General features: G+C 36.9%; 22 protein-coding genes and 3 pseudogenes. 7 read left to right on the top strand and 18 right to left on the bottom strand.

Annotated features, from left to right (window positions below; genetic code table 11):
• Window positions 1–225: 225 nt before the first annotated feature.
• The 8 genes and pseudogenes from ABDZ84_RS06510 to ABDZ84_RS06480 all read right to left on the bottom strand — a co-directional run bounded on the left by ABDZ84_RS06510 (window position 226) and on the right by ABDZ84_RS06480 (window position 8,778).
• The gene (locus ABDZ84_RS06510; RefSeq protein ID WP_343780628.1) at window positions 226–1,356 is read right to left on the bottom strand and encodes an endonuclease/exonuclease/phosphatase family protein; all 1,131 of its coding nucleotides are present in this window, start codon (window positions 1,354–1,356) and stop codon (window positions 226–228) included.
• Window positions 1,357–1,717: 361 nt separating this feature from the next.
• Window positions 1,718–1,963, bottom strand: a complete 246-nt coding sequence (locus ABDZ84_RS21465) for an FIMAH domain-containing protein (RefSeq protein WP_374489095.1) — start codon at window positions 1,961–1,963, stop codon at window positions 1,718–1,720.
• A gap of 18 nt (window positions 1,964–1,981) precedes the next feature.
• Window positions 1,982–3,238, bottom strand: a pseudogene (locus ABDZ84_RS06505) (exo-beta-N-acetylmuramidase NamZ family protein); the annotation flags it as partial.
• A gap of 140 nt (window positions 3,239–3,378) precedes the next feature.
• Window positions 3,379–4,872, bottom strand: a complete 1,494-nt coding sequence (locus tag ABDZ84_RS06500; RefSeq protein ID WP_343780626.1) for a serine hydrolase domain-containing protein — start codon at window positions 4,870–4,872, stop codon at window positions 3,379–3,381.
• Window positions 4,873–5,054: 182 nt separating this feature from the next.
• Window positions 5,055–5,642 carry a CalY family protein gene (locus ABDZ84_RS06495; protein WP_026680682.1) on the bottom strand — a complete coding sequence of 196 codons (588 nt, stop codon included), beginning with the start codon at window positions 5,640–5,642 and terminating at the stop codon, window positions 5,055–5,057.
• Entirely contained in the window at window positions 5,639–6,244 is a 606-nt protein-coding gene (gene sipW / locus ABDZ84_RS06490; RefSeq protein WP_051388299.1) for a signal peptidase I SipW, read from the bottom strand. The genes ABDZ84_RS06495 and sipW overlap by 4 nt, the downstream gene beginning before the upstream one ends.
• Window positions 6,210–6,722, bottom strand: coding sequence for a SipW-dependent-type signal peptide-containing protein (locus ABDZ84_RS06485; protein WP_026680683.1), 513 nt, complete (start codon window positions 6,720–6,722; stop codon window positions 6,210–6,212). The genes sipW and ABDZ84_RS06485 overlap by 35 nt, the downstream gene beginning before the upstream one ends.
• A gap of 28 nt (window positions 6,723–6,750) precedes the next feature.
• Window positions 6,751–8,778 carry a glycoside hydrolase family 3 protein gene (locus ABDZ84_RS06480; RefSeq protein WP_034678842.1) on the bottom strand — a complete coding sequence of 676 codons (2,028 nt, stop codon included), beginning with the start codon at window positions 8,776–8,778 and terminating at the stop codon, window positions 6,751–6,753.
• A 454-nt stretch (window positions 8,779–9,232) separates the two neighbouring features.
• Here ABDZ84_RS06480 and ABDZ84_RS06475 point away from each other — a divergent pair, with 454 nt between their 5' ends.
• Complete coding sequence (locus ABDZ84_RS06475) at window positions 9,233–10,291, top strand: dipeptidase (protein ID WP_026680686.1); 1,059 nt, start codon at window positions 9,233–9,235, stop codon at window positions 10,289–10,291.
• Between the two features lie 232 nt (window positions 10,292–10,523).
• Here the strand turns inward: ABDZ84_RS06475 and ABDZ84_RS06470 are convergent, their stop codons facing one another.
• The 4 genes from ABDZ84_RS06470 to ABDZ84_RS06455 form a co-directional block, all read right to left on the bottom strand.
• Complete coding sequence (locus tag ABDZ84_RS06470) at window positions 10,524–11,366, bottom strand: carbohydrate ABC transporter permease (RefSeq protein ID WP_026680687.1); 843 nt, start codon at window positions 11,364–11,366, stop codon at window positions 10,524–10,526.
• 30 nt (window positions 11,367–11,396) lie between these two features.
• On the bottom strand, window positions 11,397–12,290 hold the full coding sequence (locus ABDZ84_RS06465) for a carbohydrate ABC transporter permease (RefSeq protein WP_121605705.1): 894 nt from the start codon (window positions 12,288–12,290) through the stop codon (window positions 11,397–11,399).
• Window positions 12,291–12,462: 172 nt separating this feature from the next.
• The gene (locus ABDZ84_RS06460) at window positions 12,463–13,821 is read right to left on the bottom strand and encodes an ABC transporter substrate-binding protein (protein WP_026680689.1); all 1,359 of its coding nucleotides are present in this window, start codon (window positions 13,819–13,821) and stop codon (window positions 12,463–12,465) included.
• 365 nt (window positions 13,822–14,186) lie between these two features.
• Complete coding sequence (locus ABDZ84_RS06455) at window positions 14,187–15,143, bottom strand: GNAT family N-acetyltransferase (RefSeq protein WP_026680690.1); 957 nt, start codon at window positions 15,141–15,143, stop codon at window positions 14,187–14,189.
• A gap of 585 nt (window positions 15,144–15,728) precedes the next feature.
• Between ABDZ84_RS06455 and ABDZ84_RS06450 the strand changes: the two genes are divergently transcribed.
• Complete coding sequence (locus ABDZ84_RS06450; protein ID WP_166530185.1) at window positions 15,729–16,148, top strand: helix-turn-helix domain-containing protein; 420 nt, start codon at window positions 15,729–15,731, stop codon at window positions 16,146–16,148.
• Window positions 16,149–16,226: 78 nt separating this feature from the next.
• On the opposite strand, the gene ABDZ84_RS06445 is transcribed toward ABDZ84_RS06450, so the two are convergent.
• The 4 genes and pseudogenes from ABDZ84_RS06445 to ABDZ84_RS06430 all read right to left on the bottom strand — a co-directional run.
• Window positions 16,227–17,126 (bottom strand): MurR/RpiR family transcriptional regulator, encoded by a 900-nt coding sequence (locus tag ABDZ84_RS06445; RefSeq protein ID WP_034679317.1) that lies wholly within the window; start codon window positions 17,124–17,126, stop codon window positions 16,227–16,229.
• 13 nt (window positions 17,127–17,139) lie between these two features.
• Window positions 17,140–18,108 (bottom strand): N-acetylglucosamine kinase, encoded by a 969-nt coding sequence (locus ABDZ84_RS06440; protein WP_034679318.1) that lies wholly within the window; start codon window positions 18,106–18,108, stop codon window positions 17,140–17,142.
• A 19-nt stretch (window positions 18,109–18,127) separates the two neighbouring features.
• Window positions 18,128–18,976: an N-acetylmuramic acid 6-phosphate etherase gene (murQ, locus tag ABDZ84_RS06435; RefSeq protein ID WP_166530186.1), complete on the bottom strand. Its 849-nt coding sequence runs from the start codon at window positions 18,974–18,976 to the stop codon at window positions 18,128–18,130.
• Between the two features lie 147 nt (window positions 18,977–19,123).
• Window positions 19,124–19,237: pseudogene (locus ABDZ84_RS06430) on the bottom strand (phospho-sugar glycosidase domain-containing protein); the annotation flags it as partial.
• A gap of 194 nt (window positions 19,238–19,431) precedes the next feature.
• Between ABDZ84_RS06430 and ABDZ84_RS06425 the strand changes: the two are divergent.
• The 5 genes and pseudogenes from ABDZ84_RS06425 to ABDZ84_RS06405 all read left to right on the top strand — a co-directional run.
• Window positions 19,432–20,286: a MurR/RpiR family transcriptional regulator gene (locus tag ABDZ84_RS06425; RefSeq protein WP_121605709.1), complete on the top strand. Its 855-nt coding sequence runs from the start codon at window positions 19,432–19,434 to the stop codon at window positions 20,284–20,286.
• Entirely contained in the window at window positions 20,279–21,172 is an 894-nt protein-coding gene (gene murQ / locus ABDZ84_RS06420) for an N-acetylmuramic acid 6-phosphate etherase (RefSeq protein ID WP_121605710.1), read from the top strand. The genes ABDZ84_RS06425 and murQ (ABDZ84_RS06420) overlap by 8 nt, the downstream gene beginning before the upstream one ends.
• A 20-nt stretch (window positions 21,173–21,192) precedes the next feature.
• Window positions 21,193–22,641: a PTS transporter subunit EIIC gene (locus ABDZ84_RS06415; protein WP_121605711.1), complete on the top strand. Its 1,449-nt coding sequence runs from the start codon at window positions 21,193–21,195 to the stop codon at window positions 22,639–22,641.
• Window positions 22,634–23,701: a MupG family TIM beta-alpha barrel fold protein gene (locus ABDZ84_RS06410; RefSeq protein ID WP_166530187.1), complete on the top strand. Its 1,068-nt coding sequence runs from the start codon at window positions 22,634–22,636 to the stop codon at window positions 23,699–23,701. Before ABDZ84_RS06415 ends, ABDZ84_RS06410 begins: the two co-directional genes overlap by 8 nt.
• Before the next feature lie 55 nt (window positions 23,702–23,756).
• Window positions 23,757–24,581, top strand: a pseudogene (locus ABDZ84_RS06405) (family 4 glycosyl hydrolase); the annotation flags it as partial.
• A 60-nt stretch (window positions 24,582–24,641) separates the two neighbouring features.
• Here the strand turns inward: ABDZ84_RS06405 and ABDZ84_RS06400 are convergent.
• Complete coding sequence (locus ABDZ84_RS06400; RefSeq protein ID WP_026680394.1) at window positions 24,642–25,658, bottom strand: LacI family DNA-binding transcriptional regulator; 1,017 nt, start codon at window positions 25,656–25,658, stop codon at window positions 24,642–24,644.
• A gap of 123 nt (window positions 25,659–25,781) precedes the next feature.
• Window positions 25,782–26,624 (bottom strand): sugar ABC transporter permease, encoded by an 843-nt coding sequence (locus ABDZ84_RS06395; protein ID WP_343780630.1) that lies wholly within the window; start codon window positions 26,622–26,624, stop codon window positions 25,782–25,784.
• Between the last annotated feature and the right edge of the window lies 1 nt (window position 26,625).

The following is a 26,625-nucleotide window of genomic DNA, read 5'->3' as shown; positions in this document are numbered from 1 at the left end:
CTCCTGCGGGATTAGCGCGAGCCGAAAATCCACTTTGCAACGTGTTCTTCTTTGCAAAGTTAGTTGAGGCTGTGCCCGCGGAAAGCGAAGTAATTCGTCGGAGCATTGCCAATATACATCAACCATTTCAAAATAACTACTTGGCTTAACGCAGTCATTGCACTGATTTTATACTTTCTTAACTTATCAAAAAGACGATGTACGTATACATCGCCTACACGTTTGTTATTTTTCAGAACTCCAGCACGCTCTTAAAAATTCTGTATCTGATACAAGTACATCGTACGCTTCATCTGAGATCATTTGATGATTTTTTTGATAGGTAAGCAAGTCTACAAAACTGTCCAAGTGTTTTATCATTTTATCTTTTCGATTTTTTTCCTCATAATAATGAAGTATATCTAAGTGTAATCGAGTTCGATTGATCAGCTGCTGATTTGTTAAATCCCCTCGTTGTTCATAATAGTCTATAAGCGATTTCATTCCTCTTATCGAATAGGAGTGATTTTCACGAAGGATTGTTACATCTGCTGTGACTGGAAGATGGTCAGATGCATTGGACATGTTTACTTGAGCAGCGTCTATCTTCATACGAGGTGACGTAAAAATATAATCGATTCTCCGGTTAGGAACTGTCGATGGATACGTATATCCTTGCACATCATTGATATGCCATGCATCATCATACCATTGAAATAACGGATGCAATTCTTCTGCATTCGGTCTAGCATTCATATCTCCAACTAAAATATTGTAATTATTTTCTAACATAATTGCACTCATATCACTAACTTGCATTTCCCTAATTGCTGGATTAGAACGATAGTCTAAGTGAGTAACATAAAAGTGAACCACCGCTCCTTCAATTGTGATTTCTGCTTCTAAAAATCCTGGTGCCAGTCTCGGCTCAGGATTAGGATCTTGAGTAGAAAGTCTGGTGATTTGCCTATTAGCTGCATTTGTAATGGGATATTTACTTAACATAGCTACCCCAAATTGTCTACGATGGTCACTACCTTGGGCTGGTTCCATATCATAAATTGGAGCAAAATAGTAATACATATCCAGTTCTTCCGCAAGTAATTGAATGGTATTGTCGTAGTTACTCCTAGCCCCCCAATGAACATCAACTTCCTGAAGACCTATGATATCTGCTCCAGTTTCTTGGATGGTTTCAGCTATTCGCTCCAACTGATAGTTTCCATCCGTTCCCCTTCCAGCAGCCATATTATAGGTAGCCACTTTAATAGGTATTTCCTCTTCATTTACATAGTCATTAAATTCAGCAGCACTAAAGATGGATAAAGTGGGAAAACAAACGATGCATGAAAATAAAACTATAGCAATTTTCTTCAATTTGTACACATCTCCTTTGAATAAATGCTTAAAGTTACTTCGGATAGCGTTTAAAATATTGCTTCAAAAACGAGACTGGGACAAACACAACTTCTTCACTCAAAATACGAATAATCATGTTATCAATAGGAGTATCATCGCCGCACCGTTAAACTATACTCGTGGCACGGCCTCAGCTAACTTTGGTAAAGAAAAACACGTTAATACGTGGATCTTCGAACTCGTGCTGTTACCGCCGGAGTCTCGCTTATTTCAGGTGCTAAATGAATGATTCTGATCAAAAAACGAACGATAATTAATTTCAACTAATCATCGTTCGTTTTTAACCGTTTCTTCATTCTTTTTGTCTCAGCCTCGTTCTTTATTGCCATTGTTTAATCATATCGTTGGCTTGCTTCATTAAATAGCTATAAGCCTCCTCTACAATTCGTTGACTATCTTTCTGCTGATCTAATAAGAGCTTAAAGCCTTTCATATGTTTTCTTACTTTATCAGCTTGTCCTTTCTCTTCATATTGAGCTACTGCTGTTAAATGCATTGTTAATTTCCGCTTTGCAGCTTCTTCAATGGCACCACTTTCTGTGAACCTATCCACAGCTGCTTGCATATTATCTACAAGTATTTTGTAAAGTAAATAATTTCTTCGCGTTTGCTTAAATCTCTCTAACTCCTGATTCCAAGTTATCACCATTTCTTCAACTGCGTCACCATTTTCAATTGCTTCACGGACCCACCCATTACCAATTAGGTTATCAAAGAAAGATATACCGGAGCTATTTTCGGCCCGAAATGCAAATTCATCCGGATACATGTCATGAATTGCTTTTACAATATGCAGCCCAGTAATTACTGGCTGATATGCTTCTTTATCGATAACATGAATTTGAACACCGTGAGTAAGTGTTCCGCTATGCTTTGAAAACATCGGGGTAAACGAAGCTGCTCGGAATAACACACCTGGTACTTCCAATTCATTCAAAGCCTGTGCAAATTCAGTACTGTTTATAAAAGGCGCTCCTATTAATTCGAATGGCTTTGTCGTACCACGTCCTTCTGATACATTAGTTCCTTCAATTAAAGCTGCTCCCGGATATACAAGAGCAGTATCAAGCGTCGGCATATTAGGTGACGGCATCACAAACTCTAAATTTGTATCATTATAATACATACCGCGCTCCCAGCCATTCATTTCCACAACCTTTAGATCGGCACCAATAGCAAATTCCTCATTAAATAAATTTGCCAACTCTCCTACAGTTAATCCATGACGTAATGGAATTGGATAGTTTCCTACAAATGAAGCATAGTCCGGATCAAGAACGGGCCCTCCTACGTCATACCCTCCCAATGGATTAGGGCGATCCAAAACAATAAATTCTTTTCCATTCTCTTGCGCTGCTTCCATCGCATAAGCCATAGTATAAATATACGTGTAGAAACGCGCTCCTACATCTTGAATATCAAATAGCAGGACATCCACATTTTCTAGCATTTCTGGAGTTGGCTTTCTTGTCTCTCCATATAAGCTATAAACTGGCAAGCCCGTTTGTTCGTCAATATAATACTCTACATATTCTCCTGCTTGTGCATCGCCACGAACGCCGTGCTCTGGGCCATAAAGTGCTGTTAGATTTACAGCAGGATCATTGTGTAACCGATCAACAATACTATTTAACGCTTGATCCACTCCCGTAGGATTGGTAATTAAACCAACACGCTTCCCCTCTATTAATTCTTTTTGTTCATCTAATAAAACTTCGACACCCAGTTTTAATTCATCTTGCGTATTTTCAAGTCTTCCATTCGTACTATCTGCCAAAACCATGGATAGTGTATAACATATAAATGCTAGACTTAAAACTATTACAACTACCTTTTTCATCATTCACCCCTCCTGGAATTCTCCAACTTCAATATGGATATGAAGCAAAAAAGACAGCTAATCCCACCTTATTACTTGTGAGTCATAGCTGTCTTTCACTTCACATATAGAAAATGATTCTCTTAGGAACTTACTTTTCACTACTCTTTCAATCTCCACTTATTAACTAAATATGCAGAATCATTTATCAAAGTAGTGTAAGCATCCTCAGAAATCAATTGATTTTGCTTTTGGTAGTCTAATAGATCTTGAAATCCTTGTAGATGCTTCATTACTTTTTCAGCATCTTTTATTTCTTCATATCTACTAATCGCAGTTAGGTGAAGTTTAACCATATAGGCAGCTCGCTCGCTAGTAAAGGCGCCTTTTCTTGCTAATATCTCTACTTGAGCTTTCATACTTTCTGCACTCCAAGCATGTATCGCTGCGGCAGTAAGCTCTGAAACCTTGCGGCGAATCGGATTTGTAGATACGGTTTCACGAGTTGGATGTACCCGATTGGTTAATAGTATAGCGATTGTTTCTTGATTTGGGCTTGCTACAATCGAAGTCCCCGTATAACCTGTATGCCCCATCGTATTTTCTTCTGCTAAGTTATCCATATACCAGCTCTGATTCAATTCCCAACCTAATCCTTGATCTTGCCCTGGAAATGCGTCATTCCAATTCGTATTCATTAATTCTACAGCTTGTTCTGACAGTACTCTTTCTCCACTATATACTCCCTTGTTCAACATCATTTGTGCAAATGTCGCTAGATCAGCTGCTGTGCTAAAGATACCAGCTTGTCCAGCTACACCATCAAGTGACCAAGCATTCTCATCATGAACACTTCCCCATACCAATCCTCGATTTGTCCACGGCTGATATTCAGTAGCAGCAATACGCTCTCGTAGTGTAGACGATGGGTTATACATGGTGTCTTCCATTCCTAAGGGGTCTGTGATGTGATCAGCTACAAAATGATCTTGTCTCGTTCCACTTAACCGTTCGATCAATATACCTAATGTAAGGTAATTAACATCACTATATACATATTCTGTATTTGGAGGATTCTGCAATGATTCATTCAAAACGAAGTCTAACCGGCCATCCCTCCCCCCTTCTATTAAATAAAGAGATCTTGAAGGACTCGGCGCAAACCCTGAAGTATGTGTGAGCAACTGACGAATAGTAACCGATTCTTTTCCATTTACAGCAAACTCAGGTATATAATCAGCTACAGGATCATCCAAATCAAACATACCTTGATCCCATAATTGCATGACTGCTGTTGCAGTGAATAATTTTGAAATGGAAGCCATATCAACTATCGTATCTTTTTGCATTTCAATAGGCTGCTCCATCTCTGTAAAATCTGCATCTGTATATCGTGCTGCATATCCGTACGCTTCGTGTTTTACAATTTTCCCTTTTCTAGCAACAAATACAACTGCTCCAGGCATTACCTGTTCAGCGATAGCTTGATCAATAGCATAATCGATATCTTGTAATGGGTTATCAATCATATCGACACTGGCCGGTTCGCCAGGTACTAATTCCTGATCAGAGGCTTGTCCAACCTCAAGGTTAGTGAATATGATAGATATGGCAAATATTAAAATAAGCAAGAATGATTTACCTTGTCTTCTCATACCGGTCATCCCCCCTCAAATAAAGTGAAACTTCATTCAATAGGAGTTTTCTTCCATCTCCTACTGAAGATTAGTTAAACGAATCGGGCATCTAAGTACCTTTTCACCCACTTTGACTATTTTTCACTAACTCTGGCACTTAAAGTGGGAGTCCTACGGCACTCTACATGCGGGATAAACAGTTATTTTTCTTCACCTGTTTCTTGGGTTGCTGTAAATGTCCATTCTAAATGAAGAGAATCACCCTGAAATTGATTCTGATCCTCACCATTATCTACGAAATTAAACTTCACTACTAAATCATCAATGGAATCAACTGGCAATCCTTGCTCTCCAAGTAATGGATCAAACACATGTTCATTCACTGCCTCGGGGGTCATCTGTCGTAATTCAGCTAACGTAGTTTGGTAGATTACTTCATCTAATTTATCTGCGTTATAGAGGAATTCAACCTCAATATGCTCCCCAAAGTCGGCGGTATTATCACCATTAGCATCTCCTACGGTATAATCTGTATCAAGTAATACTTTATCAATATCGAGTGTTCCATTATTTTGTAGTTCAAAATCTCGTACCATCGAATCTCCAGGTTTAATATTCTCTACTTGAATAATTTCTGTAGGTTCGGCAGCTAAATCTAACGTACCAGCAGCAAATGTATTGTTCGTTGTTTCGCTATCACTGAAATAAGCAAATGTACCACCACTTATTAATGATATTCCTAATGCAGCTGAAACCATTCCCATACCTAATTGCTTTTTGATATTCATTGAAAATCCTCCCCTTTTTTATTAAAATGGGTCTTTTTCCCAGTCTTCATATCTTTTTCATCCATTACTTCTTTCACCTGTCTGAGCGTACGACGAATAATAATATAGGAGTAAGTTAGGAGTAAAAATCCTGGCAAAATAAGGAGCAAGGCTGCTCCTTCACGAGAACTAGCAAAATTTATCACGTACCCTACATACGGAATAGTGAATCCTGTATAATATCCAATGATTTTCTCTGAAAGTACTGGACTTAGATCGTGTCCGTCATTCGCATCACCTTTTGTAATATATTGTTCTCCATCATTTAATACTTCGGTAATTCGGTGCGTGACAATCATGTCATCTTTCGTATTAAATGTGATAACATCATCTCTATGGAACCTTGTCATATCCCCGCCAGTTTTAATGGAGATTATTGAGCCTGTATCGATTTTAGGTTCCATTGATCCAGATAAAACTGTTTTCAGTTGATATCCAAATAGATTTCCTTCATTTCCTGTCACCTTAGAAATGAACACAAGAAATAGCATACATAGTAGAAATATGAATAGTAAGCTCGTTAACCCACTACTGATTTTCTTTAGTAGCGCTTTGTTCTTCATTGGCAGAATCACTCCGTTCAGACACTTCTCCGTTAACCTCTTTTTCTGCTTTATTTCTCTGTTTTTCTTGTTCTGGTTTACTAGAGGATTCCTCTTTATTAACAGCATTATCTTCATCACTAGGCTGTTTCTTTTCAGTTTCTCTTTCTGTAGCTTCTTCTACATCAGCTTCTGCTGATCCCTGCTCCGAAGCTTCCTTGTTATCTAATTTATCTTCTTCCTTATTAGGCTGATTTTTTACAGATTCTTTCTGTGTCTGATCAGTATTCACAGGATCATCTTCATTTGATTTAGGCTTCTTATCTTCCTTATAGGCTACAATTGTACCGCTAACCTTGGATGAATCTGAAAATGAAGCAGTAGTAGGTGAAGAAATCTGGCATATAATCATAAAGAGAATGTACATACTCGCTAAAGTACGCACAAGAACATGTTGTACCCATCGTTTATGATTTCTTTTCTGTTTTGTCCATAACAACGTACAATACCCCCGATAATTGCAATTATTATTGTGATTGCCAATGCTCTATTAAAAGAATTGCCTGCGTATCCAGATAACTAAATGCTTTTTCTGATATAGCATCATTTTCAAGCTGATGCTCTAATAATCTTTGGAAACTATCCATATGCTTAATTACTTTATCTGATAATCCAGTTTGCTCATATCGACTAACTGCCGTTAAATGCATCGTTAGTTTTCGTTCACCGTTTATTATTTCACCTTGATTAACTAATTCAGCAACAAGCTCCTTCATTCCATCTGCACTAAGCTCTGTTTCAATATAATCTAGGCTATGACCAATATCGTACAGCTCTGGAATGGTAACTGGTAATCTACCGAATGGATTTTGTTTACCAGTTAAAACATCTGCTACTGCATTCATAGAAACCTCTAAATAACTATAGGTACTTAAATACCCATCCACCTCAGGAAAAACCATGATATCATAAGGATTTCGATGGGCAGATACAATGATTTGCTTGCCTGATGCCTGTAATGCTGAAACCAATTCTTGCTGACTTTCATTTGTATTAGCTGTATAAGAAGTTACTATTACCTTATCTACAGTATTAGCATGTGCAACTGCCTCTTCTATTTGTTGGTCTGTAGGAGATGTGCTTGTAGGATAACTACTCGTATTGATCCCTTTTTCCTGTAAAAGATTTGATACCATAACAGGCTTCGCTACTGATGGACCTGTCACTAGCACTTTTTCCGTTTCTTCAAGCGGTAGCACGTTATTATCATTTTTAACAAGCGTTACACTTCTATCAGCAATTTCCTGTGCTGTTTGTAAATGCTCAGCTACTCCAATATTTTGAATAGCCTCTGAGTCTGTATACGGATCTTCAAACAAGCCATTGTCCATTTTCGCATGTAGAATACGATATAAAGACGCTTCCAGTCTTTCTTCACTAACCTCTCCAGATTGAACAGCTTCAAGCATACTATTAAATGCAAGCTCAACATTTGGCGGATTTAATAAAATATCAGCTCCTGCCTTAAAGGCCTCCACCGGTACTCGTTCAGGTGGTACGACGTTTGCTCCCGACATTCCTAGACTATCCGTAATAATTAATCCGTCAAACCCCATTTCTTCTCGAAGTAAATCGGTTAAAATTGGTTCCGATAATGTAGCTGGTAATCCCGAATCATCAAGGGCCGGTACTACGATATGCCCAGTCATAATCGATTCAATTCCGGCATCAATGGCTTCTTTAAATGGCTTTAAATCTACTTCATGCAGTGTTTCCAGATCGTGATCGATAATTGGCAATCCATAATGAGAGTCTACTGCTGTATCACCATGACCAGGAAAGTGCTTGGCTGTAGATATTACATTTTCCTTTTTATAAGCTTTTACTTGAGCTACACCAAGGTTAGATACAAGATTTGGATCCTCCCCGAATGAGCGAATACCGATAACTGGATTTTCTGGATTCATATTAACATCTACCGTTGGTGCAAAATTCATGTTAATTCCAAGGCTGTTCAGTTCTTCTCCGATAATACTGCCACTACGCGTGCCATAATCCTCCGACCTTGTAGCTCCAAGCGCCATATTCCCTGGAAATACAGTACCCGGACTTGTTACTCTTTGGACAATTCCCCCCTCTTGATCTGTGGAAATAAATAATGGGATGGAAGAATCTTGATCCATCGCAATTTCCTGTAATCCGTTTGATAATCCATTTACTTGTGCAGCATCAAGCGGCATGCCAATATTTCCTGTCCAGTTGAAATAGATGATTCCACCGACATGGTAATTTTCAATAACTTCCTGAAAGTTTTTTCCGCCACGATGATTACGCAAATTAATGTCTTCATAATCTGGATCAGTAGGAGTTTGTCCATAAACATGCACAACAAAGAGCTGACCTATTTTCTCCTCAAGTGTCATCCCCTCGATGATTTCTCTAATTTCATCATTGCTTGCATCTTTTTTATTTTCTTGGTTTGCAAAGCTAGATAACGGAAACATAATGAAGAACAGGACTACCGAGATGATGGATATCAATCGGTAATGTTTCAATGATATTTCCTCCCTTTAGAAAATTAGCTTACGTGGGAACCCAACATTCTTGTGCAAATTCAAAGAGGATTAATGTCGAATTGAATCAACTTGCCAACATGAATCTCACACTCAAATCTACTAAAAAAATAACACCTACCTTCCCTCAAGATATTCAGGTCATAGATGTTAATCCTTCGTATGTATGTAGTTATTTTGACAATAGCAAAGAAATATGGAAATATCTACTACTATTTATCAAATAAATCTAACTTTTCAAAAAATGATTAGAATGAACTACCTATGATTCACCATTTAATAGGAGAATAGTATATGCTTCAGTTACAAGCATTAAAAAAGAACTATATTACTATGGAACTTTTACTAGCCAATACCGCTAATTTTAGAACCTACTATTTTTTTAAATGGCATGCTAAACTAAGGATTAAGCTTAAACGGATAAGGAGATGTTTCCATGAATGACTTTCCTATATTTGATGGACATAACGATACGTTGTTAAGACTTTTGCACGATCCAGAAGATATGGAGGGCTTATTTTTTTCTGAAACCGCTAAAGGACATATTGACTTGCCTCGTGCGCGAAGGGGAAATTTTTGTGGGGGATTCTTTGCTGCTTTCACTCCCAATTCGGACTATGATGCAGAACCGGAAAAATATTTAACAAAAAACGGCTACGATATCCCGTTACCTCCACCAATTAATCAAATGTCAGCCTTAAATTACACAAATACGCTTGCTGCAAACTTATTTAAACTTGAATCTGTATCGAATGGCACATTAAAAGTAGTTAAAAATGCCGCAGAATTAGAACATTGTTTAAACAGCGATGTAATTGCTGCTATCTTTCATATGGAAGGCGCTGAAGCAATAGATGAAGAATTTAATGCCCTCCATATCCTTTATCAAGCTGGATTACGTTCTCTGGGAATAGTTTGGAGCCGCCCAAACAAGTATGGACATGGAGTCCCTTTCCGCTATCCAGCTACACCCGATATAGGTGATGGGCTTACAAAAGCAGGGAAAAACCTGGTTCGCGAGTGTAACGAATTGGGAATAATGATCGACACGACGCATTTAAACGAAAGAGGTTTTTGGGATGTGGCAAATCTAAGCGATGCACCTATTGTTGCCACACACTCTAATGTTCACGCAATCTGTCCAATTTCGAGAAATCTTACTGATAAACAGCTACAAGCGATAAAAGAGAGTAATGGTGTTGTTGGAATTAATTATGCTGTTAATATGATTCGAGCGGATGGACAATTTGGTACAGCTATTTCTCTTGATGAAATCGTTCACCATATCGCATATATTGCGGAACAATTTGGCATAGAGCATGTGGCCCTAGGCTCAGACTTTGATGGTACAACCGTTCCGGACAGTATGAAAGACGTTACTGGATTACCTAACCTGATGAATAAGCTACGACTACATGGTTTCTCTGATAAAGAGCTACAAAAAATTGCCCATGGCAATTGGATCCGCGTTTTAAAAAATACATGGAAGGACTAAGAACAAAAGCGCAAACGCTCGATTAGAAACGTAACGACTGGAGCGAGTCAACGGAGATAAAGAAATCACTATAAGCTTGCGAGCCGATGATGTCTTAGATTAGGGCGATTCGTGAAGTCGCTCTCGGCTCAACATGCCCCTACTTATCCGCATGGGCTACATTTATAATTTCCTTTAATTTCCTAGACTATTAGAAAAAGGTGAGTGGAAACTTGTCATCCACCACCTTTTTTTATCCCTTTATTGCCCCTTCTGTCATCCCCTTAGCAATTCGTTGCTGGAAAATAGCGTATAAAATAATAACAGGAACAATAGCAATTACTAGGCTGGCAAATAACGTTCCCCATGCATTTGTATACTGCGCCTCACTACTTATATAATCAATTGCTAAAGCAAGTGTATAGTTCTCGCTACTTTGTAGAAATATTAAAGCCATAAAATATTCATTCCAAAATTGAATAACATTCATTATGGTGACGGTGATAATACCTGACAGACTTAACGGTGTAATGATCTTCCACAGAACACGATATGGCGACATTCCATCCATAGCTGCTGATTCTTCTAATGATTTGGGGATTGTACTAATAAAGCTTGTTAATACAAAAATAGAAAATGGTAGTTGACTTACAGCATATACAATTGCCAATCCGAAAATATTATCCAACAGGTTCAATTTCATTAAAAGGAAGAATAACGGAATCCAGCCTAACACCATTGGAATCATCATCGCTGATACATATAAGGTAAATAGTAGTTTACTTCCACGAAAATGGATTCGTTCGATAGCATATGCTGTTGGAATAGAGAGAATTAAGGTCAAACATGCACCGACTAAGGTTACAACCAAGCTATTAAATACACTAATATCAATATTGTAATTGGACCATGCTGTTACAAAATTTTGGATATTAAATGAATCCGGTATCCCCCATGGATTACGATAAATTTCTGCATTTGACTTAAAGGATCCAAGAAACATCCAAAAGATAGGGTATAATACAGCTATTGTCCAAAGGATTAATGGTATTCGAATCCCTGTCCTTCCAAGAATTTGTCCAACACTTCGCTTCAACGGTAGCTCCTCCTTTCATACACAATCGAATTAATATTCCACTTTTTCTCTACGCATAAAGAACTGTAATATTAGTACCGTAAGTAGCGAAAGAATCAATATCATAACTCCAATGGTAGCCCCATAGCCAAAATTATACTGCACAAATGCTTGTTGATACAGATATGACCCCATTACATGTGTAGCATTGTTTGGTCCACCACCAGTCATGACCTGTACGATAATGAAAGATCCGTTCAGTGTAGTAATTACAATATAGAGGACAGAAATTTTAATTTGTGGCCACACTAGCGGAAGGGTTACTTTCCAAAATTGCTGCCATTGACTTGCACCGTCGATCTCCGCTGCTTCATAATAGCTTTTGGACACATTCGCTATTCCTCCCATCAACATCAATAAAAATAAACCAATACCTGCCCAGATGGATGGAAGAACAAGACTTGGTAGTGCCCAATTCTCATCGCCAAGCCATGGCTTGGCAAAGCTTTCTAAGCCTAAAAACTCCAACCCAGAATTAATAAGTCCTAAATTGGGGTTATATATAAACGTCCATAGGATGCCAATAACTACTACAGACATGATATTCGGAAAAAAGAAAACAATTCGATAAAATGGTGCTTCTTTGATTTTTAACTGTGTTAATGCCACTGCAAAAAACATAGCAAGAATCATGATACCAATCACCTTTGTAGCAACGAGAAAATAATCATGAATGATCGTATCCGGGATAATAGCATCCTTCAACAAGCTGATGTAATTTGCTAAACCGACAAACTCTTTATGTTGCGAGGCACCTGACCAATCGAAGAAGGAATAATAAAGACCGCTAAACAATGGATAAAGTGTAAAAATCGCGAACATGATAAATGTCGGCACTAAACAAAATGCTAGAAACAGATATTTCTGTTTTTTTGACTGTACCATCAAATCACTCTTTCTATTGAACTATAAGAAATGAATATCTGTAACCTAAATAAAGGACTAAGCACGACATCATTCTTCCTAGGCTTTGCTTAAACATCATCCATACTGACTTGCGGATAATAATCCCCGTCAGCAGTGAAACAAAGCTGACGGGCATCACTTACATTGTCATTTAATTACTATTACGGTAATTTTCAGCTGCTTTTTCGGCTTCTTTCACGAATTCCTCTGCCGTCATATTCCCAAGCATTAATGACATCAGCGCATTTCCGATTGGCGTTTCCAAATCGGCGCTCATTGGATGAGGTTTTTCATAGATTTGTACTTGTTCTGGATCGTTTATCATGGCATTAGCCTCTGTCAAATAGCTAGGTATCTTATCATTCGCAGTTAAATCTACCCCTGTTAGATTCATAATTGCCCCCGTATGTTCGGAGAAGGACATAGCATACTCTCTAGTGAAGGCAAATTCAACAAAAGCCTTTGCCGCCTTTGGATTTTCAGCATTTTCTGCAATTGCCAATGGACGTAAGTCAGGTACAATAGCAAATGGCTCACCTACATCCTGCATTGGAGAAGGTATAAATCCAAAGTCAAATCCTTTTGGAATATCATTAGCCATTTCATTCGGTAACCAGAAACCTACTGGAATAAAGGCGTTTTTATGCAAAAGAAAATTCATTTGTGACTGCGTATGATTTAATGCACCAAGACCCGAATCAAACATTCCTTCTTGTTGCATTTTCTCTACCTTTTTCATCGTTTCTAAAACGATATCACTCGTCCATGCCCCTTCTTTTCCAGTAATTAAATCCGCTAATAATTCATCACCTCCAGCTGCTCCAAATGCTGGATATAGCATTCCTCGAAGGAAATAATAGGGATGCTGACCTGACGTTACAAACGGATCAATTCCTTCTCCCTTTTTAATTTCAGCCATAGCATTCATAAAGCTATCAAAATCTGTAGGAACTTCATACCCCTTCTCTTCAAATAAGGCTCGATCATACCAGGTTCCCCACGTATCAAAAACTAAAGGCAACGAATAAATCTCTCCATCGAATTTACCAGGATCTACAATAAAGCTCTCTACTAATTTATCACCATTTTCTAGTTCAATTCCTTCTACCCAATCTGTTAAATTCATTAATTGTCCATCTTCTACCATTTGCGTTTCGCTAGAACCCGCTCCATCAATATATACAACATCTGGTGGATCATTCGATACCCAACGTGATCGCATTTCTTCATTAATATTAGGTCCTGCATGCTCAATGATAGTAACATCCGGGTATTCTTTCTGAAAATCAGCAATAACTTCTTTCCACCATGAATCCCCGTATCCCCCAACAAAATATTGTATTTCCAAATCACCTGCTATTTCGCCTTCCACCTCCTTTGCACCTTCACTTGAATCATTTCCAGTACCTTCTTCCGAAGCGTCATCCTCTGAAGAACACCCTACGGCTAAAGTCACTAGAAATATAGCTAAAAACAGCAATATCCAGCGGAATTTTAGTATTCCCTTCAACTGTATACTCCCCCTTTTTCACTTAATTTTTATATGAATTCACACTAATAGGATATCTATTAATGGGAATCAACCATTTTCCAGCATTTACTAATAGTGTTAACAAAGCGCTTTTTATTTATTGTATGTAAAGAACAAGCTTTAATTCCTATACCTTGCTATTTATCTAGTTATTTTTTCGTGATGAGGAAAATAACTAAGCAATGCCTTTAAATACTAGAATTTGGCTTTTTCTAAGAAACCAAAATAACATGTAATATATTACTAATATTTTACAGAATATAGTTATTTGTGCTAATCCTTCATAGAACATATAAAATGCCCTCTTACAAAAGCAAGAGAGCCCACTGATTTTTTAATATTTTCTATTTTACTAAATCCTTAACATAGTACCAATAGCTTTTCCAAACACCGTAATCTAATTGCTTGTAGAAGTTCACTAGTCCGGTCCAATCAATTACAATTCGGTTAATACCACGTTCTCTTAAATAATGAATTCCAGCTTGAACTACCATTTTACCATAACCATTTCCTCGTTCCTGCTCATCTACCCCGAGCGGACCTATACCACCTAACGCTTCGTTAAATAATGGGCTCCAATAAACGTTTTGTGCTATTATCGGTGAGCTTGCATCATTGATTCTGCAAAAACCAATAATATGCTGATTTTTTTTCAATACGACAAACTCTCTGCCAGTTCCACCGTGCTTAAAATATTGAATGGCTTCATATTCCCATCTTCCTGGAAAACATCGATTTAAGAAAGTCAGTAACGAACTCTTTTCTTCTTTCTTTAATAAAGATAATTCAACACCAGGCTTGTTTGGTTTGGGGTAACTTAACGCCGTATAACTACTTAGTAAATCAAACGCTTTACCATTTGCTTGATATCCTTGATGCTCAAACCACGCTGATGTTTGTGGAAGTACACTAGGTATCCCCGGAAAATAATGCCACACATCTTGTCCAAGAATAATTCTAGTTACTCCACTTTGTTTAAATGTATTTTCTGTATGAGCTAGCAATGCTTTACCTACACCTTGATGACGATAATTATGATGAACAAGTAGCACTTGAATCCAACCAGTATTAGCGGGTAACCCTACTTCAATTTCATCCTGCCATTTTTTAGCAACAATGAAACCAATAGTTTTATTCTCAGCATTAACCGCAATTTGTGATGCTTCGTAACATACATTCGTATCTGCAAAACTATTTTGTCCAAATAATTCCTCTCTCATTGGAAAATATTGACCGATTTCTTTATTCCATAACTGTACCAATTCACTTATTCTATCCTTACTCCACGATATTAGTTTCATTACTCCTCCCCTTTACGGACATATTTTAGTGAAAAATCAAAAAAATCACACTTTTACTAGATTATAGTGTAGAACTATTTCATTGTAAATTTTAAATAAAGTGAAGCTTCCATCCGTGAGGGAAATGTTTATCGCTCGCGGATTGTTAGTACCACAAGGGTTTGACCTAAAGGCCCTTAAACCAATCGGACATTTACTGGCAGTTGATCTCTCCTTTTATCCATATTGCTTTCACTTTATTGCTTGAAGCGGGGGCGCTAACTACCAGTTATATGTAGGATAAAAGGAGGCTAGGACAAAACACAACTTCTTTACTCAACATACGAATAATCATGTTATCAATAGGAGGATTATCGCCGCACCGTGAAAATATACGCGCTTTCCACGGGCACGGCCTCAGCTAACTTGGTAAAGAAAAACACGTTACCACGTGGATCTTCGGACTCGTGCTGTTCGCGCCGGAGTCTCGCTTATTTCAGATGCTAAATGAATGATTCTAATCAAAAAACGAGCGATAATTAATTTCAAATACGATGACGCCCCCCTGAAGTTAGAGTAAAAAATCTAATTTCAGGGGGCGTTTTTGTGGCTAAATATAGTGAAGAATTTAAAGTGAAGGTTGTCACCGAGAATATAGATGGAAATCTTTCATATCGTTCCTTAGCCAAAAAATATCATATGGGTAGCTTTACACCAATATATGAATGGGTGAAAAACTATGAACGTCACGGTATGGAGGGACTAGAACGAAGAAATACAAAGAAGGAGTATTCTGTTCAATTTAAATTAGATGCGATACAATTTATGTTAGAGACAGGTGCTTCTTATACAGAAACTGCTGTTCAATTTAAGTTGAGCACTTCGTCCATTGTTAAACTCTGGATGAAAAAATTTCGCAAACAAGGTAAGGAAGGCCTGGAATTAAAACAAAAGGGGGTAAAGGAAAAATTGGCTGGGCTGAGTCCAGTTGAGTACCGAACGCAATCCAGCCAATCAGCTGCATAGTATAAACTCTAACTTTTGGGGGTAACCACCTTATCGTTCGTTTTTGATTGTTTCTTCATTCTATTGTCTCAGCCTCTTTCATCCTTTATCTCGTTTTATTTTTATCTTTCGCTTCGTATCAAATTGTTGTTTAAAACTGCTTAATGCTTCTCTTGTTGAATCTAATCTTTCTACCGTTTTGTCATATTCTTCAGAAGCATAGCACATGAACAGCACATCAATTAAATGCAACTGAGCAATTCTAGAAGCTGTTGCACCACTTCTAAATGTTGCTTCTTTTGCAGCAGAAATATAAAGGTTTGTATCGGCAATACTAGCAACTGATGAGTTACCATATTTTGTAATGCTAATCGTATTACAATTATTATTATTGGCCATCTCTAGTAATTTTGTCACCTCAAAGGTATCACCTGAGAAGGAAATACCAATTACAACATCTTCCGATCCTTTATTAGCAATTGCAGTAGCCGCCATGTGTAGATCAGAAAATGAATGCACCTGCTTATTAACTCTGAGAAACTTCTGTTCTGCATCCTTCGCTGCAATATATGATGCTCCAAATCCTACAAATAAAATAGATCTTGCTCTAATTAATAATTGAACGGCTTCTTTTATCTGATCCATATTTAAAATGTCCACCGTGTCCTTTAATGTCTGTATCGTATTAGTGTTTACTTTCTCTATGATCTTTGCGTATTCCTCGTTGGGCTCGATATCTCGATAGCCTTCTGATTCATTCACTCTTAAATCTCCTGCAACACGTAGTTTTAATTCTTGAAAACCATTAAAACCAAGCGATTTGCATAGACGAATTACCGCAGCACTACTCGTTTCACTCTTCTCGCCTAACTGTAAAGCTGTAAGTAGTATAGAATCTTCCGGATGTAATAATATATAATTTGCTATTTTCTGTTCTGATGGAGGCAAACTGTTTATCATATCATTTAAGATAACCAATCCACCCTTCATTTGTGACATCTAATATCGCCCCCTACTTTAGATTTCGCATATTTGTAATCATCGTTGGAGTTATATTTTTCCCAAGGCTCAAATAACATCCTATCAAGGAACCCTGAGCTGGTAATAAAGTTGGTTGAACAATAGTTATATTATGTTCACCATTCATAATTCCTTCCTTCACTAGCGGTGGTAATATAGCATCATCCTGAAAGATTCCACCACATAAAACCGCTTTCACATATCGATTATCAGGAAAAAGCTTCTCATGAAGCGTTAGAATACTTAGCACTATCTCCTTTGCCGCATTTTCTATTATTTCTTTTGCAGGAATATCACCTGCCTTATATGCATTAAACACAAGTTTTGCCATACTTGCAATTATTTTCTTTGATTCAGCAGAAAAATAGATTTGATCGATAACCTCTCGAACATGTTTCGCATTAAAATAGTCATAAATCATTTCCAAGAGAATTGTTTCATGACTTCTTCCATCAAAAAACCTCAATGCGGCAGATATTCCATTTTTCCCAATATCATAGCCACTACCTTCATCTCCCAGTAAATGTCCCCAGCCACCTACTCGATCTTGCTTATGCTGATGATTTATTCCATAAGATACTGAACCAGTTCCGGAAATATGAACAATTCCTGGTTTCCCGAAAGTTCCAGAATACAATGCATTTAATGCATCCACTTCTACTTGTAGCCTACAATTATTTGGTATATAGAGAGAAATCAATTTATGTAATTGCTGCTGGGAATTCTTGCTTCCGGCACCAGCTATCCCAGCATACACCCCAGATACCTTATTAAACTCTTCTGGATATTCCCTTTTAAGATGAGCGAAAATAGATTTAAATGTATGCTCCAATGCTTCGGGTGAAACTGCATTGGGATTAGACGGTCCAGTAATATATTGAGTAATTGTATTACCATGCGAATCGGCCAAAATAGCATGTGTTTTTGTTCCGCCACCATCTATACCGATAACATTAACCAACTGTCCCACCTCACTCGCTTTATTGCTCATTTAATATAGCCATTGCTCTTCTTAAATTATTACTCGCGGCTTCAAGAATTTCAAAAGCCTTATTTGGCTCAATTTGAAATTTACTTACTAGAGTAGCTGCTTTTAAATTATTATTGCACTTCACTAATGCTGTTTTTTCGTCTACATCTGCAATATCTTGGATGATAGATATTGTTCGATTTCTTAATTTTTCATTAGATGCTTGTACATCAACCATATAATTTTGATAAACTTTTCCTGATTTTATCATGGAGATCGTTGAAATCATATTTAAAACTAATTTTTGTGCAGTACCAGCTTTCAAACGGGTTGAACCTTGTACTATCTCCTCTCCAACGATTAATTCTATGGGAAAATCAACCAATTGGCTAATTGTAGAATTATCGGAACAAACCACTCCAGCTGTAGGAACATCCATTTTTTTCGCTTGCTTTATTCCCCCAATGACATAAGGTGTCTGTCCACTAGCTGCAACTGCTATTAATAGGTCACCCTCTGTCAATGTTTGACCGGCATCCTTTGCGCCACTTTCTTGACTATCTTCTGCATTCTCTACCGCATTCCTAATCGCTGTATCTCCACCAGCAATTAACCCTGTAAACAGATTTGGACTTACACCAAAAGTAGGTGGACATTCAGATGCATCAAGTACCCCTAATCTACCGCTAGTTCCAGACCCCATATAAACAACCTTGCCACCATTTTGTATAGTTTCTACTACTTTTGTAATTACTGGTTCAATTTGTGGAAATGCCTTTTCAACAGTATAAGGAACTGTTTTATCTTCTTGATTCATATAAGTCATAATCTTACTAATAGACATTTCATCTAAATTCATCTTCTTAACCTCTCCCCCAATTATTATCTAGCAAATGTGGTACTATATTAACTTTATAGAATTTATTCAAGTTTTATGCACTTATTTTTACTATTCACGTATTGCTAACTCATGTAATTGTCATTACAAATTTTATATTTATTAATTCTATTTTCTGTTTTCCTTAAAGCCAAATTTGTCCCATGGTTGAAGGTAATCAATTAGAAATTGTTCCTCTTCACGAATTTTACCAACTATATTTGTTTTGTTAGATTTTTCCATATAAATTGATTTTCGAATTTCAAAACCGCAAATCAGTGCTGCAATTAAGACAAATTAGTAGAAAGTTTCATATAATTGACGATAAAAGATAAAATAATTTCAATATATGGTATAAAGTTTCACTATAAAGATATTTTATTGACACTTAGTTTTACAATGACTATGATCAAACTATAGTAAGGAGGAACAATCGAGTGAAAATCGCAACAATTCGATTTAAGGAGTATTACGAGCAAGCAAGTACAACAGAACAAGGAATTATTTCATTTGTGATAAATCACCCAGAAGAAGTAGCAAAAATGACAATTTATCAATTAGCTGAGCACACTTTTTCATCACCTTCTTCTATTATTCGTCTCTGTAAAAAGAATGGTTTTTCAGGTTATAAAGAATTTTCTAAGTCACTATTATACGAGCAAGCTGTTAGAACCAGTTACAAGAATAAACAGATTGCTGATGTTAACAAAGTAGATAGTGTGAATGAAGTGGTTGATAAGGTGACCAATAAAAATATTTTATCACTAGAAGAAACGTCAAGTTTACTTGACATTAATGTCATAGAAGATTGTGTGAAATCAATTCATGATTGCGAAAAGATTGTGTTGTTTGGAATCGGTGCTTCGCTTATTGTTGCTAAGGATGCACAACTAAAATTTACTCGAATTAATAAAATGGTTTATGTTGCAGAAGACTGGCATACACAATTGTTAATGGCAAAAAATATGACAGACAATGACATCGGAATAGTTATTTCATATTCAGGAGAAACAGAGGAAATGATTCAATGCGCAAAAACAGCTAAAGAAAATCAAGCCAAACTTATTTCTATAACAAAATATGGAAGCGCAACCATTTCTGGAATATCTGATTATAATCTTTTTGTTGCAGCAAATGAGTATGTGTTTCGAAGTGGAGCAATGTCCTCTAGAATATCTCAGTTGAATCTAGTAGATATTTTATATACGAGTTATATGAATATTCAATACGAAGAATCAATTGCTATTCTAGAAAAAAATCAGATAAGAAAGGGGTCTAATCTCAATGATTAACCTTAATAATATGACAACGGAAAAACAAAATACGAAGACAATGAATTTGGATCAAATGTCTGTTATAGAAGCACTGAAAGTAATGAATCAAGAGGATCAACAAGTAGCCAAAGCAATCGAGCCTGTCTTACCAGCTATTGAGCAGGCGGTAAAATCTATAATCTCGTCTTTCGAAAGTAATGGGAGATTAATTTATATCGGTGCAGGAACAAGTGGACGTTTAGGTGTGCTTGACGCAGCAGAATGTCCACCAACATTTGGTACCCCCCCTGAAAAAGTGATTGGACTTATTGCTGGAGGTGAAAAGGCTTTTACAAAAGCAGTTGAAGGTGCCGAGGATAGTAGGACATTGGCAGAACAGGATTTAAAAGAGCTTCAATTGAAAGAAAATGACATTGTAGTAGGGTTAGCGGCTAGCGGCCGAACACCTTATGTGATTGGAGCACTAAACTATGCTAATTCGATTGGGGCAAAAACCGTCGCCATTGCTTGCAATCAACATTCTCCAATTGGAAAGGTTGCGACAGTTCCGATTGAAGTAACAACTGGACCAGAGGTGTTATCTGGTTCTACTAGGTTGAAAGCTGCTACTGCTCAAAAGTTGATTTTAAACATGCTTTCTACTATCTCAATGGTTGGAATTGGAAAAGTCTATAAAAATTTAATGGTAGATTTACAAACAACCAACCAAAAACTTGAAACAAGGGCTCTACGTATTGTGATGGCTGCTACGGAAGTAGATATGGAGACAGCAAAAGCCAAATTAAAAGAAGGAGAAGGAGATGTAAAATTAGCCATTACCATGATTTTACTAGGGAGTGATATAACAACTGCAAAAGCAAGTCTTGAAAAAGCAAATGGACATATAAGAAAGACAATACAATAAAAGATGAGAGAGGGGTTCTTATGGCGAATCAAAATGAGAAATTAATTGATCAGATAGTTAAACGAATTGGTGGAGAAGGTAACATCCAAGCAGCAACCAACTGTATGACCCGTTTACGTATTCGAATGAAAGATGAAGATAAAGTAGAAGTAGAAAGTTTAAAGGAATTGGAAGGTGTAATGGGTGTTGTTCAAGCTGAAACACTCCAAATAATTGTGGGTCCAGGGAAAGCTAAAAAGTTAGCGGATTTGCTATTGGAACGATATAAAGTGTCAGAAGATAGTGATGTATCTACTGATGACCATCAAAAGGTAACCGAAAATTGGCAGGACAATAAAGCTTCCATCAAGCAAAAACAGAAAAAAAGTAAACTAAAGTCTGCGCTTGAAACAATCTCTGGTATCTTCATTCCAATGATTCCTGCGATTATTGCAGCTGGTATTTTTAACGGATTTAGTAGCTTAATTGGTACATTACAAGGAGAAGGAACACTAACAAATGACTTTTGGGAAGCCATTCGATTGCTATTCTCGCTTATTGGAACAGGCTTTTTAGGATATTTTGCAATTTTTACTGGTGTAAATGCAGCAAAGCGATTTGGTGCAACCGAGGCACTGGGTGGTATGATTGGTGCCATATCAATAGCAGCACCAATCGTTGAACTTTCTCAACTTTTTAACCTCTATGATGCAGAGGAGCCATTAAATTCTATTTTAACAACAGGAAAAGGCGGTATCATAGGTGTTATTTTTGGTGTATTTCTTTTGGCAAAGATAGAAAAAGCGATACGTAAACGAATACCCGATGTATTTGATCTGATTGCTACACCCGTTTTAACACTTCTTATTGCCGTAGCTTTATTCGTATTCATTATAATGCCAGTATCTGGTGTATTATCTGATTGGCTCGTAAGTGCATTAAGTGTGATCATTGGTTCTGATAATACAGTAGTTAATATTATCTCGGGCTATATTCTGGCCGCAGTATTTTTACCCATGGTACTATTAGGTCTTCATCATGGATTAATTCCAATTTATGCGATTCAATTAGAAGCACTAGGAGGAGTTTCCTTATTTCCTGTACTCGCTATGGCAGGTGCTGGTGAAGTAGGAGCTGCCATAGCGATCTATTTAATTTGTAAAAAAGTAGGTAATCACCGAATGAAACAAATTATCGCAGGTGCTTTACCAGCTGGTTTGCTAGGTATTGGAGAACCATTGATTTATGGTGTTACTTTACCACTGGGTAAACCATTTATTACAGCAGGCCTAGGTGCTGGCTTTGGTGGAGCATATGTGATGATGACACACGTGATGGCGAATGCTTGGGGACCGTCAGGACTCGTAGCTATTCCATTAATGCAAGCAGATAAAATGATTCATTACGTAATCGGTATTTTTATTTCTTACATTTGTGGCTTTATAATTACACTATTATTTATAAAAAAGGAGGATGTAGCCAATGCATAATCCACTTGGGTTCTCTGTTTACACCTCAACCTTCGAAAAACAATTGCCAATGTTAAAGACTATAAACCGGAAAAATACCCTTGTTTTTACTTCTTTACATATTGCAGAAGAGGTAGACGATGACTATGTGAACAAAACAAAAGAAATGTGCCATTGGTTATATCAGAATGACTTTAATATTATCGCTGATGTTTCTCCGAAAACATTAGCGATATTCGAGCAGAAAGATATACTTTCACTTGTAAAAGATTTACATATTTCTGTACTGCGTTTGGATTACGGTTTTAATGAAAGAGAAATCACACAATTAGCAAAGAAGATTCCTATCGCTTTCAATGCCTCGACCTTAGATGTATCTGTTCCATTGCCACTAGAAGGGAAGTTGTTATATGCGATGCATAATTTTTATCCGCGACCTGAAACAGGATTAGATGAGAAGCTATTTGAAACAAAGAATCAAGCTATCAAACAAAAAGGATCTGTCCAAATAATTGCTTTTATACCAGGTGATCAAGCATTACGAGGTCCAATTTATGAAGGTTTACCGACTCTAGAGAAGCATCGCGGCTGGCCACCTTACTTAGCTTATCTTGATTTGATAACAAAAAGTTTGGTTGATCAAGTATTCTTAAGTGATGTACAAATCTCATCAGAACAGTTAAAACTAATTGAAGACTACCAATCAGATGAGATTATCTCTGTTCCAGTATCATTTACGGATAATTACGATTACTTATATAATCAAGTATACACCATTCGCATTGATTCACCACACGGTTTAATACGATTGCAAGAATCGCGAGGTTATGCGAGTCAAGGAGAGAAAATCATATCAGAGCACTGTTCAGAAAGATTCAGAGGAAAAATCACTATCGATAATGAGAAATACAAACGATACTCTGGAGAAATACAAATCATGCGTGAAAATTATCCAAAAGATGAGCGAGTAAATGTTGTTGGAGAGATTAACGAGATGTACCTGCCCATTGTAGACTGTATTAAGAACGGTGATAGCATTCGATTTGTTCCATTTTACTATGATAAAGAAATCACACCATAGCAGTTTCAATTATTTGGGAAGTATAAAATAATATTCCTAATTAAAACATAGTAGCCATCATAAAGTTGTTGGCGTATGTAATGTACCTATTAATATGAAAATAACCATTGCCAAGCTGTTAGATGTACCAGTTGACGACATTCACATTACATTTGCTGGCCTAAATCATATGTCATACGGAATGGACGTACATGTGAATGGAAAATCGAGGTTGCAAGAAGTGATTGCATTACTAGCTAATCCAGAAAATCAATTATCGATGAAAAATATTACACCAATACCATGGGAAGAAGAATTTCTAAAAGGACTAGGAATGATCCCGTCCCCATATCACAGATATTATTATAAAACTGGAGAAATCCTAGAAAAAGAGTTAGAGGAATACCGTCAAGGCAAAACAAGAGCCGAGGTGGTAAAGGAGTTGGAAAATCAATTATTCGAACTATATAAAGATACAAGCCTAAATATCAAGCCACCACAGCTTGAACAACGAGGCGGTGCTTATTATAGTAATGTAGCATGCGACCTTATTTCCTCCATTCATAACGACAAAGGGGATATTCAAACCTTAAACGTTATAAACAATGGAGCCATTTCCAATCTACCTAATGATACGGTTGTTGAAGTCAATTGTGTCGTTACTAAGAATGGACCGATTCCGCTAACAGTAGGTGCACTGCCTCCTTCAATAAATGGACTTATTCAACAAATAAAGTCATTTGAGCTTGCTGCTATTGATGCTGCAATATCTGGCTCATCTCAAAAAGCATTGCTAGCGCTTTGTATAAATCCATTGGTTACGAGTGATCTAAAAGCTAAACAAATAATGGAAGAATTATTAGCAGCACATAAACATTATTTACCGCAATTTAATAATTAATCGTGAAAATAGAAACATGCTTGAAAAGAAACGTATATTTCGATTCAGGCATGTTTTCTTCTATATACTCCCTACAGAATCTCTATAAATAATCTGATGAGGAATTATTATTCTTTTTTCTGGTTCATCTTTTGACTTCGTTTTTTCGATTAGCGCTTTTGCAGACTGTGCACCTAGTTGATATATTTGAATATCGACAGTGGTTAACGCTGGGCTTGTCATTTCCGATAAATATACATTGTTAAAGCTTACTAATGAAATATCTCTTGGAACCTGCAGCCCTAGTTCTTCCAAAGTACTTAATACACCGAGACTCATTAAATCATCACTAACGACAATACCAGTCGGTCGTACCTCAAGTGATAATAACTTAGCAACGGCTTCTCTTCCACCAGATTTAAGAAATTCCGTATGGATTAAGTAATCCTTTCGAACAGCTAGGTTTGCTTCTAGTAACGCATTCTCATATCCAGCTTCTCGATCTCTCGTTACAAATAAATCTCTCGATCCACCGATAAATGCGATTCGCTCATGTCCTTCATTTATGAGATGTGCAGTAATTTCTTTTCCCGCTGTGAAATTATCATTATCTACATGCGTAATTTCATTAATATGCTCATGTGGCTTTCCTACAATTACAAAGGGAAAGCGCTTTTCTCGTAAAAAACTCATAATTCGATCGTTTACACGCGAATATAGCAATATGATCCCGTCGACATAACTGCCATACACCATTCGTTCTACCTCAGCAAAATTTTCATCCTCTGTTTCACCGCTGGAAAGTGTCATTGAATATTGCATTTGATGAGTGATTGAACCAATTCCCCGAAGAACTTCCGGAAAAAAAGGATTCTGTAGTGCTTTATCAGCAGAGGAAGGCATGACTACCCCTATTGCTTTCGTAGACTTAGCAACCAAGTTGCGAGCATTAACATTAGGATGATAGCCTAATTCCTTCATCGCTTTTCTTACCTTCTTTTTTGTATCAGGACTAATTCGTGGATTATCAGCAATTACCCTAGAAACAGTCGAAGGTGATACACCTGTTACTTTAGCCACATCTTTAATTGTTACCACAGTATTCACACACCCTCTGTCTCCGTTTACTTTTAAAAATGCATTAATAGTAGCGTAGCTAGTTTATTTAACTTATTATAACAAACTAATTACATATTGTGGATGAAATTAAATTTCTTTAACCTACCCTTTGGTAGCCCCAGAGGTTAGTCCAGAAATTAAATATCGCTGTAAAAGTAAAAATACGAATGCAATTGGTACAGCTATCAGTATTGAACCAGCAGCAAAACGAGTGAAATTAGTGGAAAATTGATCATTAATAAAATTATATAAGCCTAAAGCTAATGTATACTTTTCTGGACTAGTTAATACGATACGTGGCAATAAAAAGTCCATAAAAGGTGCCATAAAGTTAAACAAAGCTACTACTGCAAGAATCGGCTTAGCTAATGGCAACATAACTGTCCAGAATATCCTTAAATGTCCTGCTCCATCTATTTTTGCAGCTTCATCCAACTCCTTAGGAATCGTATCAAAATAACCTTTTACTAACCACGCATTAAATGGTATTTGTCCTCCAAGATATATTAACATAAGCCCATATAACGAATCGGTCAAACCAATTGTGTTTAACAAAATATAAAGTGCTACCATCCCCATTAATGCAGGAAACATTTGTAAAAGCAAAAACATATATAACCCATATTTTCTTCCCAAAAATGTATATCGTGAAAATACATATGCTATTAACGAAGTAATAATGACCGAACCGACCGCATTAACTATCGCGACATATAGACTGTTTTTATACCAAATGATATAGTCACTATTCGGGTCAGTAAATAACCATTTATAATGTTCTAATGTTGGAGATTTAGGAAATAAATCCGTGACCAACATATTTGAGCCTGGGTTGAGACTCATCATTAATGCCCAAAATAAAGGATAACCAATAATTACGAACATCATAAGAAAAAATACATAAATGAGTGCTACCTCTACTTTCGATTTTTTCTTTGGTGACATA

It is taken from the genome of Virgibacillus salarius, from assembly GCF_039521925.1.
GTDB classification, from domain to species: Bacteria; Bacillota; Bacilli; order Bacillales; family Amphibacillaceae; genus Virgibacillus; species Virgibacillus salarius.
The sequence above is the reverse complement of the archived record's forward strand: the minus strand, read 5'-3'. Positions and strand labels throughout refer to the sequence as shown.

Coding starts and splice junctions, on each gene's coding strand:
- ABDZ84_RS06395 (WP_343780630.1), bottom strand. CDS start 26,624: ATGTCACCAAAGAAAAAATCGAAAGTAGAGGTAGCACTCATTTATGTA.
- ABDZ84_RS06455 (WP_026680690.1), bottom strand. CDS start 15,143: ATGAAACTAATATCGTGGAGTAAGGATAGAATAAGTGAATTGGTACAG.
- ABDZ84_RS06475 (WP_026680686.1), top strand. CDS start 9,233: ATGAATGACTTTCCTATATTTGATGGACATAACGATACGTTGTTAAGA.
- ABDZ84_RS06445 (WP_034679317.1), bottom strand. CDS start 17,126: ATGTCACAAATGAAGGGTGGATTGGTTATCTTAAATGATATGATAAAC.
- ABDZ84_RS21465 (WP_374489095.1), bottom strand. CDS start 1,963: ATGCAAGCAGCTGTGGATAGGTTCACAGAAAGTGGTGCCATTGAAGAA.
- ABDZ84_RS06410 (WP_166530187.1), top strand. CDS start 22,634: ATGCATAATCCACTTGGGTTCTCTGTTTACACCTCAACCTTCGAAAAA.
- murQ (WP_121605710.1), top strand. CDS start 20,279: ATGATTAACCTTAATAATATGACAACGGAAAAACAAAATACGAAGACA.
- ABDZ84_RS06500 (WP_343780626.1), bottom strand. CDS start 4,872: ATGAGAAGACAAGGTAAATCATTCTTGCTTATTTTAATATTTGCCATA.
- sipW (WP_051388299.1), bottom strand. CDS start 6,244: ATGAAGAACAAAGCGCTACTAAAGAAAATCAGTAGTGGGTTAACGAGC.
- ABDZ84_RS06415 (WP_121605711.1), top strand. CDS start 21,193: ATGGCGAATCAAAATGAGAAATTAATTGATCAGATAGTTAAACGAATT.
- ABDZ84_RS06465 (WP_121605705.1), bottom strand. CDS start 12,290: ATGGTACAGTCAAAAAAACAGAAATATCTGTTTCTAGCATTTTGTTTA.
- murQ (WP_166530186.1), bottom strand. CDS start 18,976: ATGAATTTAGATGAAATGTCTATTAGTAAGATTATGACTTATATGAAT.
- ABDZ84_RS06495 (WP_026680682.1), bottom strand. CDS start 5,642: ATGAATATCAAAAAGCAATTAGGTATGGGAATGGTTTCAGCTGCATTA.